The sequence below is a fragment of the Arthrobacter sp. TmtSoilC79 genome (assembly GCF_059739405.1).
Genome location: NZ_AP046051.1, coordinates 2698645 through 2714929 on the forward strand (window position 1 = coordinate 2698645; position 16285 = coordinate 2714929).

The 16285-nt window shown below is 63.2% G+C and carries 20 protein-coding genes and 1 riboswitch; of the genes, 1 reads left to right on the plus strand and 19 read right to left on the minus strand.

Annotated features, from left to right (window positions below; translation table 11 throughout):
• Window positions 1–51 precede the first annotated feature (51 nt).
• The 5 genes from trpC to hisI all read right to left on the minus strand — a co-directional run bounded on the left by trpC (window position 52) and on the right by hisI (window position 3933).
• Window positions 52–870, minus strand: a complete 819-nt coding sequence (gene trpC / locus AC6JA3_RS12395; RefSeq protein ID WP_223945181.1) for an indole-3-glycerol phosphate synthase TrpC — start codon at window positions 868–870, stop codon at window positions 52–54.
• A 2-nt stretch (window positions 871–872) separates the two neighbouring features.
• Window positions 873–1145 carry an HGxxPAAW family protein gene (locus AC6JA3_RS12400; RefSeq protein WP_026540363.1) on the minus strand — a complete coding sequence of 91 codons (273 nt, stop codon included), beginning with the start codon at window positions 1143–1145 and terminating at the stop codon, window positions 873–875.
• Between the two features lie 132 nt (window positions 1146–1277).
• Complete coding sequence (locus AC6JA3_RS12405; protein ID WP_026540362.1) at window positions 1278–1880, minus strand: Trp biosynthesis-associated membrane protein; 603 nt, start codon at window positions 1878–1880, stop codon at window positions 1278–1280.
• A complete protein-coding gene (locus AC6JA3_RS12410; protein WP_026540361.1) occupies window positions 1877–3460 on the minus strand; it encodes an anthranilate synthase component I in 1584 nt (527 codons plus the stop codon). Before AC6JA3_RS12410 ends, AC6JA3_RS12405 begins: the two co-directional genes overlap by 4 nt.
• 56 nt (window positions 3461–3516) lie before the next feature.
• Window positions 3517–3933, minus strand: coding sequence for a phosphoribosyl-AMP cyclohydrolase (gene hisI, locus AC6JA3_RS12415; RefSeq protein WP_026540360.1), 417 nt, complete (start codon window positions 3931–3933; stop codon window positions 3517–3519).
• 89 nt (window positions 3934–4022) lie between these two features.
• On the opposite strand from hisI, the gene AC6JA3_RS12420 reads away from it, so the two are divergent.
• A complete protein-coding gene (locus AC6JA3_RS12420) occupies window positions 4023–4667 on the plus strand; it encodes a TIGR03085 family metal-binding protein (protein WP_026540359.1) in 645 nt (214 codons plus the stop codon).
• A 73-nt stretch (window positions 4668–4740) separates the two neighbouring features.
• Here AC6JA3_RS12420 and hisF read toward each other — a convergent pair whose 3' ends face one another.
• The 14 genes from hisF to AC6JA3_RS12490 all read right to left on the minus strand — a co-directional run bounded on the left by hisF (window position 4741) and on the right by AC6JA3_RS12490 (window position 16245).
• Window positions 4741–5517 (minus strand): imidazole glycerol phosphate synthase subunit HisF, encoded by a 777-nt coding sequence (gene hisF, locus AC6JA3_RS12425; protein ID WP_026540358.1) that lies wholly within the window; start codon window positions 5515–5517, stop codon window positions 4741–4743.
• 41 nt (window positions 5518–5558) lie between these two features.
• Complete coding sequence (gene hisG / locus AC6JA3_RS12430; protein ID WP_026540357.1) at window positions 5559–6419, minus strand: ATP phosphoribosyltransferase; 861 nt, start codon at window positions 6417–6419, stop codon at window positions 5559–5561.
• Between the two features lie 84 nt (window positions 6420–6503).
• Entirely contained in the window at window positions 6504–6767 is a 264-nt protein-coding gene (locus AC6JA3_RS12435; RefSeq protein ID WP_024820576.1) for a phosphoribosyl-ATP diphosphatase, read from the minus strand.
• Between the two features lie 106 nt (window positions 6768–6873).
• Window positions 6874–7359, minus strand: a complete 486-nt coding sequence (ribH, locus tag AC6JA3_RS12440) for a 6,7-dimethyl-8-ribityllumazine synthase (protein WP_026540356.1) — start codon at window positions 7357–7359, stop codon at window positions 6874–6876.
• A gap of 17 nt (window positions 7360–7376) precedes the next feature.
• Complete coding sequence (ribA, locus tag AC6JA3_RS12445; protein WP_026540355.1) at window positions 7377–8081, minus strand: GTP cyclohydrolase II; 705 nt, start codon at window positions 8079–8081, stop codon at window positions 7377–7379.
• Window positions 8078–8773: a 3,4-dihydroxy-2-butanone-4-phosphate synthase gene (gene ribB, locus AC6JA3_RS12450; protein WP_026540354.1), complete on the minus strand. Its 696-nt coding sequence runs from the start codon at window positions 8771–8773 to the stop codon at window positions 8078–8080. Before ribB ends, ribA begins: the two co-directional genes overlap by 4 nt.
• Window positions 8770–9399 carry a riboflavin synthase gene (locus tag AC6JA3_RS12455; protein WP_026540353.1) on the minus strand — a complete coding sequence of 210 codons (630 nt, stop codon included), beginning with the start codon at window positions 9397–9399 and terminating at the stop codon, window positions 8770–8772. The genes ribB and AC6JA3_RS12455 overlap by 4 nt, the downstream gene beginning before the upstream one ends.
• Window positions 9399–10493, minus strand: coding sequence for a bifunctional diaminohydroxyphosphoribosylaminopyrimidine deaminase/5-amino-6-(5-phosphoribosylamino)uracil reductase RibD (gene ribD / locus AC6JA3_RS12460; RefSeq protein WP_051421485.1), 1095 nt, complete (start codon window positions 10491–10493; stop codon window positions 9399–9401). Before ribD ends, AC6JA3_RS12455 begins: the two co-directional genes overlap by 1 nt.
• A gap of 32 nt (window positions 10494–10525) precedes the next feature.
• The gene (gene pnuC / locus AC6JA3_RS12465) at window positions 10526–11230 is read right to left on the minus strand and encodes a nicotinamide riboside transporter PnuC (RefSeq protein WP_026540351.1); all 705 of its coding nucleotides are present in this window, start codon (window positions 11228–11230) and stop codon (window positions 10526–10528) included.
• Window positions 11231–11319: 89 nt separating this feature from the next.
• Window positions 11320–11476: riboswitch (FMN riboswitch) on the minus strand.
• A gap of 78 nt (window positions 11477–11554) precedes the next feature.
• A complete protein-coding gene (gene rpe / locus AC6JA3_RS12470; protein WP_026540350.1) occupies window positions 11555–12229 on the minus strand; it encodes a ribulose-phosphate 3-epimerase in 675 nt (224 codons plus the stop codon).
• A gap of 31 nt (window positions 12230–12260) precedes the next feature.
• The gene (locus AC6JA3_RS12475) at window positions 12261–13811 is read right to left on the minus strand and encodes an RsmB/NOP family class I SAM-dependent RNA methyltransferase (protein ID WP_026540349.1); all 1551 of its coding nucleotides are present in this window, start codon (window positions 13809–13811) and stop codon (window positions 12261–12263) included.
• Window positions 13808–14728, minus strand: coding sequence for a methionyl-tRNA formyltransferase (gene fmt / locus AC6JA3_RS12480; protein ID WP_026540348.1), 921 nt, complete (start codon window positions 14726–14728; stop codon window positions 13808–13810). The genes AC6JA3_RS12475 and fmt overlap by 4 nt, the downstream gene beginning before the upstream one ends.
• Window positions 14725–15297 (minus strand): peptide deformylase, encoded by a 573-nt coding sequence (gene def / locus AC6JA3_RS12485; protein ID WP_026540347.1) that lies wholly within the window; start codon window positions 15295–15297, stop codon window positions 14725–14727. Before def ends, fmt begins: the two co-directional genes overlap by 4 nt.
• A 60-nt stretch (window positions 15298–15357) precedes the next feature.
• Complete coding sequence (locus AC6JA3_RS12490) at window positions 15358–16245, minus strand: cytochrome (RefSeq protein WP_051421484.1); 888 nt, start codon at window positions 16243–16245, stop codon at window positions 15358–15360.
• Window positions 16246–16285 lie beyond the last annotated feature (40 nt).

A 16285-nucleotide genomic window follows, 5' to 3' on the forward strand; every position in this document is an offset into this window, starting at 1 on the left:
GGCTTCAGCCCGGGCTGCCTTGCGGCTGTTCGCCGTGATTCAGTGACTGCCTCAGTTCCTGACGGCGATGGCGGCAGCTCCAGCTGCCTTGAATTCAGTAATGCGTTCACGCGGGGTCGAATCGCTGACCAGCGCCTCCCCCACCAGGATGGCGTTGGCACCACCGGCCGCGTAATGCGAGACGTCATCGGCGCCCCGGACCCCGGACTCGGCGACGATGACCGACTCAGCCGGAATCAAACCGGCCAGGGACCCGAAAACCGAACGGTCGACGTCGAGCGTCTTGAGGTTGCGTACGTTGATGCCGATGATCCGGGCGTTTGCCGCCACGGCACGTTCGATCTCTTCCTCCGTGTGGGTCTCCACCAGTACGTTCATGCCAAGCTCGTGGCTCAGTGCGCTGAACTCCGCCAACTCGGTGTCGGACAACGCCGCGACAATCAGCAGGATGAGGTCCGCTCCGTGGGCGCGGGCTTCCCAGATCTGGTACTCGTCCACCGTGAAGTCCTTGCGGAGCAAGGGAATCTCGACGGCGGCGCGGACCGCATCCAAGTCAGCAAGCGAGCCACCGAAGCGGCGCTGTTCGGTCAGGACACTGATGACGGAAGCTCCGCCGTCGGCGTACTGAACCGCGAGGGAAGCGGGATCGGCAATAGGCGCGAGATCGCCCTTGGAGGGGCTGCGGCGCTTGATTTCCGCGATGACTTTGAGGTCGTTGCGGACCGATGCAGGCCCACCCAAGGCAGCCCAGGCATCGAGGGCCGGAGCAGCCACCGCTGCCCGGTCCTTCAACTCCGCCAGGGATACGAGGCGCTTGCGCGCCTCCATCTCCTCCTTGACGCCAACAATGATGTCATCAAGAACGGTCACGATTAGTGGCCGTTGTTCTGCAGCTTGCTGCCACCAACTCCGTAGCCCGCCTTGCGCATGACAAAGCCAACGATCAGGCCGATGACCATGACTACCAGCCCGCCAACGAAGATCGGGGTGCTGGCAATGACGAACGCGATGGAGGAAATCAAGGCACCGACCAGCATCACGAGTACGCAGGTCCAAGCAGCCGGGCTGTTTCCGTGGCCGATGGCGTCAGCGTGGCTGGCCATGGTGGATTCAGCTTGGTTCGTGGACACTGTGGTTTTGCTCATGTGAAATCTCCTCAGGATGAATACTGCTTACATTCTGCCATTTATTGGCGGCGTCCGGGACATCGCCCGACGTCAGGACGGGCGCGTGGGGATTTGTTGCGCCCCACCTGCCCGCAAGCCCCCTATGGCTGCCTACGTAGGGTCCTCACCGCGCGACAGGCTGTCCCAACTGTCAATCTCGTCCACCGGTTCATTGCTGCTCTTCCGGCTCCGTGCGCCGGCGTCGTACTTGGTTCGCGAGGTCCAATGGCGGCCGGCCAGCGCTAAGGCAACAGCGCAAAGGGCCAGCAGGGCGCCGGCAACAATCGCCACCACAGGGAAGGCGGTGGCGGCTGCATCGGCCTGGCCGCCGGAAACACCTGTTGCAGCCGCAATGGCACCTTGGGAGGCACCCAACGGATCCATCAGAACGGTGATCGCGGCAAGAATGATCCCGGCCGCTGACAGGACGATGAGGACGGCGATGATCCAGCGCGCGATTCTTCCCGCAATGGAGGCGGCCAGGCCGCCGGCCAGGGCAACCACGGCCAGCGCCGTGACTGCTGTTGCGGCTTTGCTCCCCTGGACGTGGAGATCGCTGTTGGAGGCTCCCGTGGGATCCAGCCGCACTTCGATCCAGGTCTGCGTTGTGGCCCCGAAGACTGCAAGGGCAAGGATCGTGGTGGCCAGGACCAAAGTGGACTTACGCGCCCAGCGCGGAGGCCGCTTGAGGGCAGACGGGGATTCAGTGCTCATGAGGCCGAAGTCCCGTCGTCCGGGACGTCTGTATTTCCTGCCGCTTCAGTTGAAACGTTGTGCAGGGATCCGGCGGTGTGTACGGCACGCAGGGGCGCTGCGGCTTTGTTGACCGTTTCCAAAGCCTCGGAAGGCTTGTGGGAATCGGCCACGATTCCGCCGCCTGCCTGGACGTACGCACGGCCCTCGCGGAGCAGCGCGGACCGGATGGCGATGGCCATGTCCATGTCCCCGGCGAAGTCGAGGTAGCCCACTACGCCGCCGTAGATCCCGCGCCTGTGTGGTTCGAGTTCGTCAAGCAGCCGCAGTGCACGCGGCTTGGGGGCTCCGGACAGGGTGCCGGCCGGGAATGTTGCCTTCAGGACGTCGTAAGCCTTGGCCTGCGGGGCCAATTCGCCCACCACTGTGGAGACCAGGTGCATGATGTGGCTGAACCGCTCCACTTCCATGAACTGCGTGACGTCCACGGTGCCGGCCACACAAACCTTGGAGAGGTCATTGCGCGAAAGATCCACCAGCATCAGGTGCTCGGCGCGCTCCTTCTGGTCAGCCAACAGCTCTGCCGCCAACGCCTTGTCCGCCTCCATGGTCTTGCCACGCGGGCGCGACCCGGCGATGGGGTGCGTAATGACTTCCTGGCCGGTCACGGTGACCAAAGCTTCCGGCGAGGACCCCACAATCGAGTACTCGCGTCCGTCTGCATCTTCCAAGCTGAAGAGGTACATGTATGGGCTCGGGTTGGTGTTGCGCAGGACGCGGTAAACGTCCAACGGGTCCGCCGCGCACTCCATCTCGAAACGGCGGGAAATCACCACCTGGAACACTTCGCCGTCAACAATGGCTTCCTTGCCGCGGTCGATCGCCTCCAGGTACCTGGCCTCGTCCCAGCGTTCCTGCACGCTGGAAGCAAAGTCCAGGGCCGCAGTTTCCAGCACTGAAACCGGCTGGGAGACGGGTGTGCTGATCTGCTCCAGCAGTGCCTGCACACGGGCAACGGCATCGTGCCACGCGTCGTCCACGCGCTCGGAGCTGTCATCAAAGTTGATGGCGTTGGCGATCAGGAGGACAGTGCCGTCCATGTTGTCGTGGACAGCCATGTCGGTGACCAGGTTCAGGGCCATCTCGGGAAGCTGCAGGTCGTCCTCGGGCGGGGAAGTCAGGCGCTCCCAGTGGCGGACAGCTTCCCAACCGAGGAAGCCCACCAGACCGGAGGTGAACGGGGGCAGTCCCTCAAAGCGGTCCGTCTGCAGCGCAGCAATGGTATCCCGCACCGCTTCTACCGGGTTGCCCGACACTGGAACACCAACAGGGGGCTCGCCAATCCAATGCGCCTGGCCGTCTTTGGTTGTCAGGGTGGCGCGGGACTTCGATCCAATGAAGGAGTAGCGCGACCAGGCGCCGCCGACTGCCGCGGATTCCAGGAGGAAGGTTCCGGGTTGCCCTTTGGCCAGCTTCCGGTACAGGCCAATGGGGGTCTCGGCGTCTGCCAAGACCTTGAGGCGAACAGGAATGACACGGCTGTGGACGGCGAGTTCGCGGAACTCTTCCAGGCCCGGGCTGATGATTCCAAGGTCCTGCATGGCTATTTTCTCCGCCTTTATCTGAGGTGGTGCTTCAGTGGAATGTAGTGGGTGCCTTAGTCGCGGTGACCCGTAACAACTGTGAAGTCGCGACCATCGAAGCAGGTCCGGGTTCCGGTGTGGCAGGCTGCGCCGATCTGGTCCACGCGGATCAGGAGGGCATCGCCGTCGCAGTCAAGGGCAACAGACTTCACGAACTGTACGTGTCCGGAGGTGTCGCCCTTGCGCCAGTACTCCTGGCGTGAACGTGAGTAGAACGTCACGCGACCTGTGGTCATGGTGCGGTGCAGGGCTTCGTCGTCCATCCAGCCAAGCATGAGGACCTCGTTGGTGTCATGCTGCTGCACGATCGCGGCTACGAGCCCGGAAGAATCCCGTTTCAGGGCGGTGGCGATCTCCTGCGGCAGGGGGCTGGCGGAGTCGCTTGAGGGCTCCACGGCAGGAGTTGGGCTGGGGGCGGACTGCTCTGACATCAGATCAAGTCTAGTGCCTTTGGCGGGAGCCGGATTCTGCGGCGGTTCCTCTGCGCAAGAGCGCTCTGATCGTGCTAGTTTCACAAGTGATGCATTTCGTCGATCCTTCCCGAGAAGTACTGGCCGAAACCCTGCTGGCGGCCGGACCTGACTCCCCCACGCTCTGCGAGGGGTGGCAGACCCGGGATCTTGCTGCGCATTTATATCTGCGCGAACGGAAAATTGCGGTAGGCCTGGGCCTGCTGATTCCAAGCCTGGGCAAGGCCTCCGAGAAAGCCACCTCCAAACTGGCAGCAAAGCTCAAGAGCCCTGAGGCCTATGCGGAACTCATCAAGACGTTCCGAGGCGGGCCCCCGGCCCTCTCTCCCTTGAAGATCAAGGCTTTGGACGAGACGTCCAACCTCATTGAGTACTTTGTCCACACCGAGGACATCCGCCGCGCCGGCGATCGTTGGGCGCCACGGGCCCTGGACGAAGCCTATTCCGATGCCCTCTGGGACGACCTCATCAAACGGGCCGCCTTCTTGTACCGCGGAGTGGACCTCGGCATCGTACTGGTTCGGCCTACTGGCCCGCGGCATGTGGCAAAGCGGGCCCCCGTCTCGGTTGCCATCGTCGGCGAACCGGGCGAGCTGCTCATGCACGCCCATGGCCGCACCAGCCAGGCCCTGGTGACCTTCGAAGGCCAGCCGGACGCCGTCGCACTGTTGCAGTCTGCCGACATCGGACTCTAACGATCCACTTGTTTTAACAAAGAAATGGAGAGTCACTTTCACAGTGACTCTCCATTTCTGTTTAATCCTGGCGCTAGCGGACCTCGAAACCAGCGTGCCGGATCGCCGTTTTGACTTGGGCGATCATGTCGTCCGGCCCGAAGTGGAACACCGAGGCCGCCAGCACGGCGTCAGCCCCGGCTTCGACGGCCGGCGGGAAATGTGCCGGCTCCCCCGCGCCACCTGAAGCAATAATCGGGATGTTCACCGCGGCACGGACCAGACGTATCAGTTCAAGGTCGAAGCCGTCCTTGGTGCCGTCGGCATCGATGGAGTTGAGCAGGATTTCCCCCACACCCCGGTCCGCTGCTTCCTTGGCCCAGGCGATGGCGTCGATTCCGGTTCCAGTGCGGCCACCGTGGGTGGTGACTTCAAAACCGGACGACGTCGGGACGTCACCTTCGCGGGTGCGGCGCGCATCCACGGAGAGCACCAGGACCTGAGAGCCGAAGTGGCGGGTGATTTCGTCGATGACCCCGGGCCGCGCGACTGCTGCGGTATTGATGGATGCCTTGTCCGCACCGAAGCGCAGGAGCTTGTCCACCTCGGCAACACCACGGACGCCGCCGCCCACGGTCAAGGGGATGAAGACTTCCTCTGCCGTTCGTCTGACGACGTCAAAGGTGGTTTCCCGGTTGCCGGATGAGGCTGTGACGTCCAGGAATGTCAGCTCATCGGCCCCGCCGTTGTCGTAGCGGTGGGCAAGTTCCACCGGATCACCGGCATCGCGGAGGCCTTCGAAGTTGACGCCCTTGACGACGCGGCCTGCGTCGACATCAAGGCACGGTATGACTCTGACGGCTACAGCCATGTGCTGCTCCTCAATCTTTCTGGGCTTGCTGTTACCGCGGGTCAGATGCGGCAGGCGTGGATGCTGCTGACCAGGATGGCACGCGCGCCGAGGTCGTAAAGCTCGTCCATGATGCGGTTGGTTTCCTTCTTGGGAACCATGGACCGCACAGCAACCCACTCCGAGTCACGCAAAGGTGACACGGTGGGCGATTCCAGGCCGGGAGTCAGCGCAGCGGCGTCTTCCACGAGGTCCTTGCGGATGTCGTAGTCCATCAGCACGTACTGGCGGGCAACCAGGACACCTTGGAGCCGGCGGATGAGGATGTCGATTTCCTTGACGGTTCCGTTGGCTGCTCCACCTGAACCGGAGCGGCGGATGAGCACGGCCTCCGACTTCAGGATGGGATCACCAAAGATCTCCATTCCGGCGGCCTTGAGCGTGTTTCCGGTTTCAACGACGTCGGCAATGGCGTCTGCCACGCCCAGCCGGACGGAAGACTCCACGGCACCATCAAGGCGAACCACGGTGGCATTGACCCCGCGCCCGGCGAGGTAGTCGCGCAGGAGTCCGTCATAGCTGGTGGCAAGACGCTTGCCTTCAAGCTGTTCGACGCCGGCAAAGTCACCCACCGGACCTGCAAAACGGAAGGTTGACGGGGCAAAGCCCAGGGGAAGGATTTCTTCGGCTTCGACCTTGGCGTCGAGCAGGAGGTCCCGGCCGGTAATGCCAACATCCAGCGTTCCCTGACCTACATAGACAGCAATGTCGCGCGGGCGGAGGAAGAAGAACTCGATGTCGTTATCGGGGTCCACCATCACCAGTTCGCGGGTGTCGCGGCGCTGGCGGTAACCGGCCTCGGACAGCATGGCCGAGGCGGCTTCGGACAGGGATCCCTTATTGGGAACTGCTACACGGAGCATGGGGAGACTTTCTTGTTTGAAGGGAGGTTTCAGGCACCTTGGCCACGCGTGGGGACTCCGCGGAAGTACGCCGGAGTGGCGTGGCTAGAGATGCTTGTAAACGTCCTCCAGCGTGAGGCCCTTGGCGAGCATGAGGACCTGCAGGTGGTAAAGCAGCTGGGAGATTTCCTCAGCGGCGGCTTCGTCGGATTCGTACTCCGCGGCCATCCAGACTTCGGCGGCCTCTTCGACCACTTTCTTGCCGATGCCGTGGATTCCGGAGTCCAGTTCGGCAACCGTGCGCGAACCTGCCGGGCGGGTCGCTGCTTTCTCACTCAGTTCTGCGAACAGCGTCTCGAAATTCTTCACGCCCTCCAGACTACTTGCTCCGGGGCTGACACTGCTTGTTGGGGCGTTGCATGACGAAGGGGATGTGAGTGAAGACACACCCACATCCCCTCCATACGCGATGCCCCTAGCTGTACTGCTTCAAGGTCACGGCAGTGGCGAGGGCTGCGGTCACTGCCTCGTGGCCCTTGTCTTCCTTTGAACCGGGCAGGCCAGCGCGGTCCAGCCCCTGCTGCTCGGTATCGCAGGTGAGGACCCCGAAGCCAACCGGCACGCCGGTGCGGACACTGACGTCGGTCAGTCCCGACGTCGCGGCCTGGCAGACGTAGTCAAAGTGCGGCGTCCCGCCGCGGATGACCACACCAAGAGCCACCACTGCATCAAAGTGCGGCGCAAGTTTGGCAGCTGCCACGGGAAGCTCGAAGCTGCCCGGCACCCGCAGGAGTACGGGATCGGCGATCCCGGCTTCCTTTGCGGCGCGCAGTGCGCCATCAACCAGTCCGTCCATGATTTGGGTGTGCCAGCTTGCCGCCACGATGGCGAGCTTGAGCTGCGAGGTTTCCTCAGGGTTGAGGGTGGTGAGGTCAATAGTGGGCGCGCCGTGTCCGCTCATATTTTCGTGAAGTCCGTTCAGTCTTGGGTGCTGTCAAAGGTTTGGTTCGAAGGTGTCTTGCCGTTGCTGACCGGCTCAACGTTGAGCGCCAGCAGGTGGTCCATCCGGTCTTTCTTGGTCTGCAGGTACCGGAGGTTCTGTTCGCGGGAGGGAACCTCGGTGGGCACCATCTCCACAACGGTGACTCCGGCCTGGGCAAGACGGTTTTGCTTGTCCGGGTTGTTGCTCAGCAACCTGACCTCGTGCAGTCCCATCTCCGCCAGGATCTGGCCCGCCGCAGTGTAGGAGCGTGCATCCACGGGCAGGCCCAGCTGTTCGTTGGCCTCCACGGTGTCAAAACCGGCTTCCTGCAGGGCATAAGCCTTGATCTTGTTGGCCAGCCCGATTCCCCGCCCCTCTTGGCCGCGCAGGTAGAGCAAGGTTCCGCCCTCTGCGTGGATGAGCTCCAGGGCAAAGGCCAGTTGTTCTCCGCAGTCGCAACGGTAAGAACCAAATACGTCACCGGTCAGGCATTCGGAATGGAGCCGTACCAACGGTGCACGGCCGCCCTTAGGCGGGTTCGGGGAACTCACGGCAAGGTGCTCGTGGCCCGTCTCAAGGTCTGTCCATGCCTGTGCCACGAACTCACCAAATGCCGTGGGCAATTGCACGATCGGCCCACCACTGACGGGGTGCGGCGCCTGTCCGGAATGGTCGCTGCTGTGCGTGGTCGATGCGGTCATCGCTTCTCCTCGTCCTCCTGTGAAATACGTGCCGCCTGGGACTCTACCGTCTCAACATAAGACACCAGGTCCTCAATGGAGATGAGGGGGCATCCATGGTTGGCGGCGAAGTCGCGCAGGCTGTCCAAGCGCATCATTTCACCATCGTCATGTACCAACTCTGCGATCACACCCACCGGGGCGAGCCCGGCAAGACGACACAGGTCCACGGCAGCTTCCGTGTGACCTGGACGTTCACGCACTCCCCCGTTAACCGCGCGCAGCGGGAAAATATGCCCGGGACGGGTGAGGGACGCCGGGCTGCTGCTCGGATCTGCCAGGATCCGGGCGGTCAAAGCCCTGTCCGTCGCCGAAATACCTGTACTGACGCCGATCGCTGCGTCGCAGGAAACGGTGTACGCCGTCCCCTTGGCGTCCTCATTGATTTCCACCATTGGCGGCAGCAGGAGGGCGTCCGCCCGTTCGCCGTCCAAGGGGACACAGATAACGCCGGATGAATAGCGGATGGTCCACCCCATGAGGGCGGGCGTGGCGTGCTGGGCGGCAAAAATAATGTCGCCTTCGTTCTCGCGGTCCTCGTTGTCTACCACGATCACGGCCCTGCCGGCAGCCATGGCTTCAATGGCTGCTTCCACCGGATCCAGTCCGGTCCGGGGCGATCCTGCCGGCGAATTCCGGGTGGGGGCGCTCATGGTGCGTTCCCTGCCTGCGGTGCGAAAGACAGAAGACGTTCGGTGTATTTTGCCAGCACGTCCACTTCAAGGTTGACCCGGCCGCCAACGGGCTTGGCGCCCAGCCCGGTCTCATCCAGCGTGGTGGGGATAAGCCCGACTTCAAACCAGGGGGCCTGCTCAGCGGCAGGACTGACTGCCGTGACGGTCAGCGAGACACCGTCGACGGCGATCGAGCCCTTCTCGGCGATGTAGCGCGCCAGCGGGGCCGGCACCCCGAAGCGCAGGCGGTCCCAATTACCCAGGGCTTCGCGCTCCAGCAACTCTCCTACGCCGTCGACGTGGCCCTGGACTACATGGCCGTCCAGGCGTCCGCCCGCCGGCACACAGCGTTCGAGGTTGACTGCGTCCCCGGCTTCCAGTCCGCCGATGGTGGTACGGATGAGGGTTTCGCCCATGACGTCGACGCTGAAGTCCTGGCCGTCGATCTGCGTGGCAGTCAGGCATACGCCATTCACTGCGATGGACCCACCCAAGGCCAAACCTGCAGCGGTTGTAGGCGCTTTCAAGCGCAAGGTGGCGCTGACATCTCCGTCACGCTCAATACCCAGCACAGTGCCTTGTTCGGCAACAATTCCCGTAAACATCAGTGTCCTCCTGTGAGATGTTCCGCAGCTTCACTGCGCGAAACCAAATTCTTGTTTTGAACCACATTCCCGGCATTGCCCGCACTGCCCCTTGGTGATCTGAGGTGCAGGCGAAGGTCCTCGCCGAGCGTCCGGACAGCTCCGCCGCCGGCGTCATCCCAGGACCACCGCTGGGCGTCAGCCAAGGTGGTGATGCCCAGGTCATTCAATGCGGGGGTCCCTGATCCCAACAAGGTGGGAGCCAGGTAGACGATCAGCTCGTCCACCAGGTGCGCCTGGAGGAATGTACTCAGAATCGACGAGCCGCCCTCGACCATGACGTGCCGGACACCTTGGTCGAACAACATGCGTAAAGCCTCTGAAGGATCCCTCGTGGGCAGGTGCACGAACCTGCCGTCAGTGCCGCGTACCGAGGCGTCTTCGGGCACATCCCGTAAACCCATCACGGCGCGCAGCGGTTGCCGGTGGGAAAGTTCTCCGTCCGCGTCCCTGGCAGTGAGCCGCGGGTTGTCAATCAGGACCGTGCCTGTACCCACCAGGATGGCGTCGATGAGTCCCCGCAGCCCATGGTTGTCGGCCAGCGACTCCGGACTGGAGATCCATTGGCTGGTGCCGTCGGCGGCCGCTATGCGGCTGTCCAGCGTCTGGGCGATGTGCAAGGTGACAAACGGACGCTTGGCGGCAACGGCGTCGAACCAGTCCCGGTTCAAGTCAAAGGCCTGGTCCAAGGCCAGCCCGGAAAGGACCTCCACCCCTGCGGATCGGAGGGTTCGGGCGCCACCCGCGGCGGGGTCATGCGGATCATCGACGGCGTAGATCACCTTCGCGATTCCGGCGGCAATGATCGCCTGGGCACAAGGTCCGGTGCGGCCTACATGGTTGCAGGGCTCCAAGGTGACAACCATGGTGGTTCCCACGGTGTCGACGCCCTTCTTGTGGGCCTCGGAAATCGCGTCCGCTTCGGCATGGGCCGTTCCGGCTCCCCGGTGATAACCGGTTGCCAGTTGCTCGCCCTCCGGGCTGAGGATGACCGCTCCCACCAGAGGGTTGGCGCCACGGGGACCGGCCAGGGCAGCGGCGAGTGCGGCGTCCATGGCTGTCTGTTCTGCCGGGGTGCAGGTCACGCTCACTGGGCAGCACCCGCAGATACGGCGACGGCTTCCGGGCCGGCGTCATGGCTGGCACGTTCACGCTTTTCGGCCCGCCACCACACGAAGAACCCCGTGAGGGTGAAAAAGCCGTAGAACAGATACATGACCGCGCTGGCGTAGTATCCAGCACTGAAAAGCAGCGGAACGCCCACAATGTCAACGGCCACCCAGATCAGCCAGAATTCAGTCCATCCACGGGCCATGCCATAGGTTGCCAGCAAGGAGCCCATGAAGGTCCAGGCATCAGCCCAAACGGGCGGGTAGGAGCCAAGGGCATCGAACACCGGCGTGAGGGCCGCAGTGCCTGCCACCATGGCGGCGATCAGTGCGATGCGAACCTTGTTGCTCGCCCAACCGGGGACAATGGCGCGGCCTTGGGCACTCGATTCCTGGCCCTGCTTCCAGCGGTACCAGCCGTAGATGGCCACGGTGATGAACATGACCTGACGCGCAGCCTGTCCCCACAACGTGGCCGGTGCTGCTGCACCGAAAACGTTACCCAGGAAGACCGTGAGCAGGAGGATGTTTCCGAGTATGCCGATTGGCCAGGCCCAGACTTTGCGGCGCATACCGCCGAGGGCGCTGAGCAGCCCAAAGATGTTTCCAAGCACTTCGCGTAAGACAAGGGCAGATCCTCCAATGGGGATCTGTGCTTCGAAGAGCCATCGCAGTAAGTCCATGCCGTTCCTTCCCAGTAAGCCGCGATGACTCCGGGGGTGTACGACAGCGCAATGCCGGGCGTCGCTGAAGGAACGCCCAAGGCATGACTGTACGTGCTTCTCCCATCCAGACTTTAACTGTCGGTACCGGAATTTCACCGGTTCAACCGTCTGCCATCGAGGCTCCAATCACTTGGAATCACGATGGCTCGCGGGTCGCGGACTATAACCGCCGGTTCGGACTTACACCGACCCCGGAGCACGTATGTGTGTTGTTATTCTGCCACAACTACCAAGATGCCCGGGCTATTCCCGGGCAATCTTCGTAACATGTGGTGACGGTCGTCAGGCGAACGTCGCTGTGACGCCCTGGCCCGCTGCACGCAGGCGATCAATCGCCGCTGCGGGGTCCTGGTGCCCATAAACCGCCGAACCGGCGACGAACACGTTGGCGCCGGCTTCCGCGGCCCTGATGATGGTTTCCTCGGTGATGCCCCCATCAACCTGGATGGCTACACCGATGCCCGAGCCCTCTACTGCTGCCCGGGCACGACGGATTTTGGGCAAGGTGATATCAAGGAAGGACTGTCCCCCGAAACCGGGCTCCACCGTCATGATCAACAACATGTCCAGCTCGCTGAGCATGTCCAAATAGGGCTCTACCGGGGTGGCCGGACGCAGGGCCATTCCAGCCTTGGACCCCCTCGCCCGCAATTCCCGGGCGAGCTTTACCGGGGCCATGGCCGCCTCAGCATGGAACGTCACGGAAGCAACGCCGGCGTCCGCGTAGGCAGGTGCCCAACGGTCGGCGTCGGAAATCATCAAGTGAGCGTCCAGCGGTACCGGGCTGACCGCCTGGATGCGCTGCACCACCGGCAGGCCCAACGTCAGGTTGGGGACAAAATGGTTGTCCATGACGTCCACATGAACGGCATCGGCATTGCTGATCCGCTGAAGTTCCGCCTCAAGATTGACGAAATCAGCAGACAGGATGCTCGGGTTGATACAGCACTGAGACAAGGCAGCCCCTCTGGGTAGGTGGAAAGCCGGGTTACGGCTTTTTACGGATGATTGCCATGAACATGGCATCCGTCTGGTGGACGTGCGGCCACAACTGGGCCGTTTGCTCATGACCGGCACCCAAGCGTCCGGTCAGGCTGACATGGTCAAGTGCCTGTCCGGCGTCGAGCAGTTCCAGGTCTTCCCGCTTGGCCATGACGTCGCTGACAACCGCGGTGGTTTCGGCCGGGTGCGGCGAGCAGGTCACATAGGCAACCACGCCGCCGGGCTTGACGGCGTCAATGGCGGACTTCAGGAGATCCCGCTGCAACGGACCGAGATCGCCGATGTCCTTGGGCGAGCGGCGCCACCGCGATTCGGGTCGCCTGCGCAAGGCACCCAATCCGCTGCAGGGAACATCAACCAGCACGCGGTCGAAAGCTTCCGCCTGTTCGGAACCAACGTCGCGTCCGTCACCGGTCCGTACCGACCAGGTGTCCGCAGGAACTGCCGAGAGCGCCTGCTGGACCAGCTTGGCCCTGTGCGGCGCCGGCTCGTTGGCCAACAGGGTAGCGCCGTCCCGGTGTGCCAGGGCAGCCAGAAGGGCGGCCTTGCCTCCCGGGCCGGCGCACAAGTCCAGCCAGCGTTCACTTCCGGCGATGGCTCCACCAAGGTCCACTCCGGCCAAAGCCCGCGCGACCAACTGGGATCCAACGTCCTGGACACGGGTGGTGCCGCGACGGACCGACTCCAGGCGGCCGAGGTCCCCACCGGCGGACAAAGCAGAATCTTCCACCAACTCCCCCGCCGTAGCCCCATTGTCGAAGGCCTCATCCAGGCTCCCCAACCCGGGCAACGCTACAAGATTGACCACCGGAGCGGCGTTGTCCGCTTCCAGGAGGTCATCGATTTCCGACTTCGGGCGGCCGTGGTTGACCAACGACTGGCGCAGCGCGCGGACAATCCATTCAGGGTGGGCGTGCCGGAGCGCTGCGATCTTTGTTTCATCAGTCTCGTTGGCCAGGAGGATGTTCAGCCACTCACCCATGCTGTGCGCGGTGACCTTGCGAAGGACCGCGTTGATCAGGGCTGACGGACCTGCGCCGATGACCGCTCGCGCCAGGCCAACGGTTTGGTCCAAGGCTGCGTGCGCAGGAACGCGCATAGACAGCAACTGATGGGCGCCAATCCGCAGGGCATCCAGGATGGCGGGGTCGAGTTGCTCAAGGGGGCGGTCCACGCAGCGGGCCAAGATCGCGTCATAGGTGCCTTGGCCGCGCAGGGCACCGTAACTGAGCTCGGTGGCAAAGCCGGCGTCCCGGCGGTCCAAGCGATGTTCCCTGATGCGGGCCGGAAGCACCAGGTTGGCGTAAGCGTCCTCGGAGGCAACAGCGCGGAGCACTTCGAAGGCAACGAGCCGGGCCGGGTCAGCGCGGCGCGTGCGTTGCGACGGAGCATTGTTGGTAAATCCGCGCTGGGGTCCCCGGTTCCGCTCGCGGCCCTGGGCGTTGCGGCGGCTTTCACCCCGCGCACCACGGTTCCCTTGTCCTCCGCCGTCCCGGTTCCCGCTGTTGTTGGGGCCTCGCCGGCCGGACTCACTCATTCGAATACCACTCTCTCGGGTGTTGCCAAGCCGCGGGCCCAATCGGCCGACGACATCATTTTCTTGCCTGCCGGCTGGATCCTGCCAAGTTCAACGGCATGGGATCCGGTGCCGACAAGAACAGTTTTTCCATCCACCCTGATGGCACCTGGCGCCAGGTCCTTCATATCAGGACGGAGGCCTACGGGTTCGAGCTTGATCCGCTGGCCCTCCAGGGTGGTCCATGCCCCCGGCTCGGGGGTCACACCACGAGCCCGACGATTAATGGCCAAGGCGGGCATCTGCCAGTCAAGGCGGCCATCCTCCAACGTCAACTTGGGTGCCAGGGATATCTCCCCGGTTTGCGGTTGGGGGGCGGCTTGCCCGGCGTCAATGGCGGAGAGCGTCTGGCTGAGCAGCACTGCACCGCTGACGGAGAGGCGCTCAAGGAGGTCCCCGGCGGTATCGTCCGGCCTGACAGCTTCCGTTAAGGTACCGAAGACCGGCCCGGTGTCCAGGCCCTCTTCAAGCTGGAAAGTCACTGCGCCAGTGATCTCGTCTCCGGCGATAACGGAGCGCTGGACCGGAGCAGCACCCCTCCATGCGGGAAGCAGCGAGAAATGCAGGTTGACCCACCCATGCCTGGGAACTCCCAAAGCAGACTTCGGAACAATTCCCCCGTAGGCCACAATGGCCGCGACATCAGGGGCGAACTCCGCGATCCGGGCAGTGGTATCCACATCGACCTTGGCGGCACGGATCACCTCGATACCCAGTTCCATGGCCCGAGCTGCCACAGGTGAAGGTGTCAGGACCCTCTTCCTGCCTACCGGCGCGTCCGGGCGTGTCAGGACGGCAACGACGTCGAATCCTGCCTTAACCAGTGCGTCCAGAGACGGGACCGCCACGGCTGGGGTGCCAGCAAAAAGGACCCTCACTCGGGAGCCCCGAAACTGCCGCCACCAAAGCTTGATCCCACGCTGGTGGCGCGCTGGGACGTAGTCTTCTCCGTGATGGCGTGGTAGTTGGCGTTCCGGATGGCGCGGAGGGCTGCCTTCCGGTCCTCCCCTTCCAACCTGTCCGTGTACAAAATGCCGTCAAGGTGGTCCGTCTCATGCTGGAAACACCGGGCGAGCATGCCCTCGGCCTCCACGGAAACCGGGTTGCCATGCATGTCGACTCCCGTCGCCCGGGTTGCCCGGAACCGGCGCACCGGGAAACCCAGGCCAGGGATCGAGAGGCAACCTTCGACTTCATCCGGCTGGAAATCTTCGCTGTTCTCCAGGACGGGGTTGATGATGTGGCCTTCCACTCCCCCGATCCTGTAGGTAAAAACGCGCTGGCTCACGCCGATTTGCGGTGCAGCGAGGCCTGCACCTTCCACGTCCTCCATGGTTTCGGTCATGTCAGCTACCAGCTTGGCGAGCTCCGGACCGAAGTCGGTGACGGGGTCCGCTACGGTGCGCAACACCGGATCCCCGATGATTCGGATACTCAAAATTGCCATGTGCTGTCAGTCCTCACTATCGTCAAACCCGGCTCCGGGTGTTACGGAGCCTAAGCCAGTTTAGTTGAGAGCATCGCCGGTGCCCGCGGCTCCGGCACCGACCCCTGCAAACACGGGCGGAGCTATGGGCAACAGTGCTTGCCCCGCCGCAGAGACGTCCGCAGACATTTCCCAGACACGGCGAAGCGCGCAAAACTTCCACCAATGGTGCTTGAGTATCTCCGGATTGGCCCGCATGGGCCGCACTTCAGTCTCTCCGATGGCCACCGCCAGCAGCATGGGATTATCTCCGTATTTCCACGGCTCCCATTCACCGGCAACAGGATCAACCAGGCTCTCCTCTGCCTTCATTCCCGCGGCCAGCTGCATGACCACTTTGTCATCCAAGGCCTTGACTGTGCCGTCCCGCGTCGTGCCTTTGGTCTTGTAGTCGATCAGGCAGATACGTCCGTTGATCCGGGCCACAAGATCCAGTGTTCCGGCGTAGCCCACCGTCTTGTTCCACACAGTGATCTCCGGGGCCAACGGCTCCACCCTGTAAAGTTCCCACCACTCATCAAAGCGGGCGGCAAAGGCCTGCTCTCCGTGGGCTGCGAGGTCGTCCCTGCATTCCTGCATCCGGTGGGGGCGTCCCAGGGCACGAAGGGCCACCTGTTCACAGTAAGTGTGGACCCTGTCGCCGCGCGCCGCTGCGGCATCCCGGTAGGCTTCCGCAGCTTTTGCGGCTTTGTTGATGGCCTGCCGGGTCTTGGCCGGGCTACCCAGAATCGCGGGAAGCTCCGGATCCGCAGCGAGGCTGCTCGCGCCCATGTAACTGAACCAACCGTCCAGGGAGTGTGCCTGTTGTCCAATCACCGTAGTGATGGAGGGCACAGAAAATTGCTCCGTGGTGGAGCGGGCGTACATCCGGCCGTAGTCAGTAGCGTGGGCAAGCAGTGGAGCAGTCATATAAAGACTGTGTCATACCGGACCGACAGAATTCTCCGGC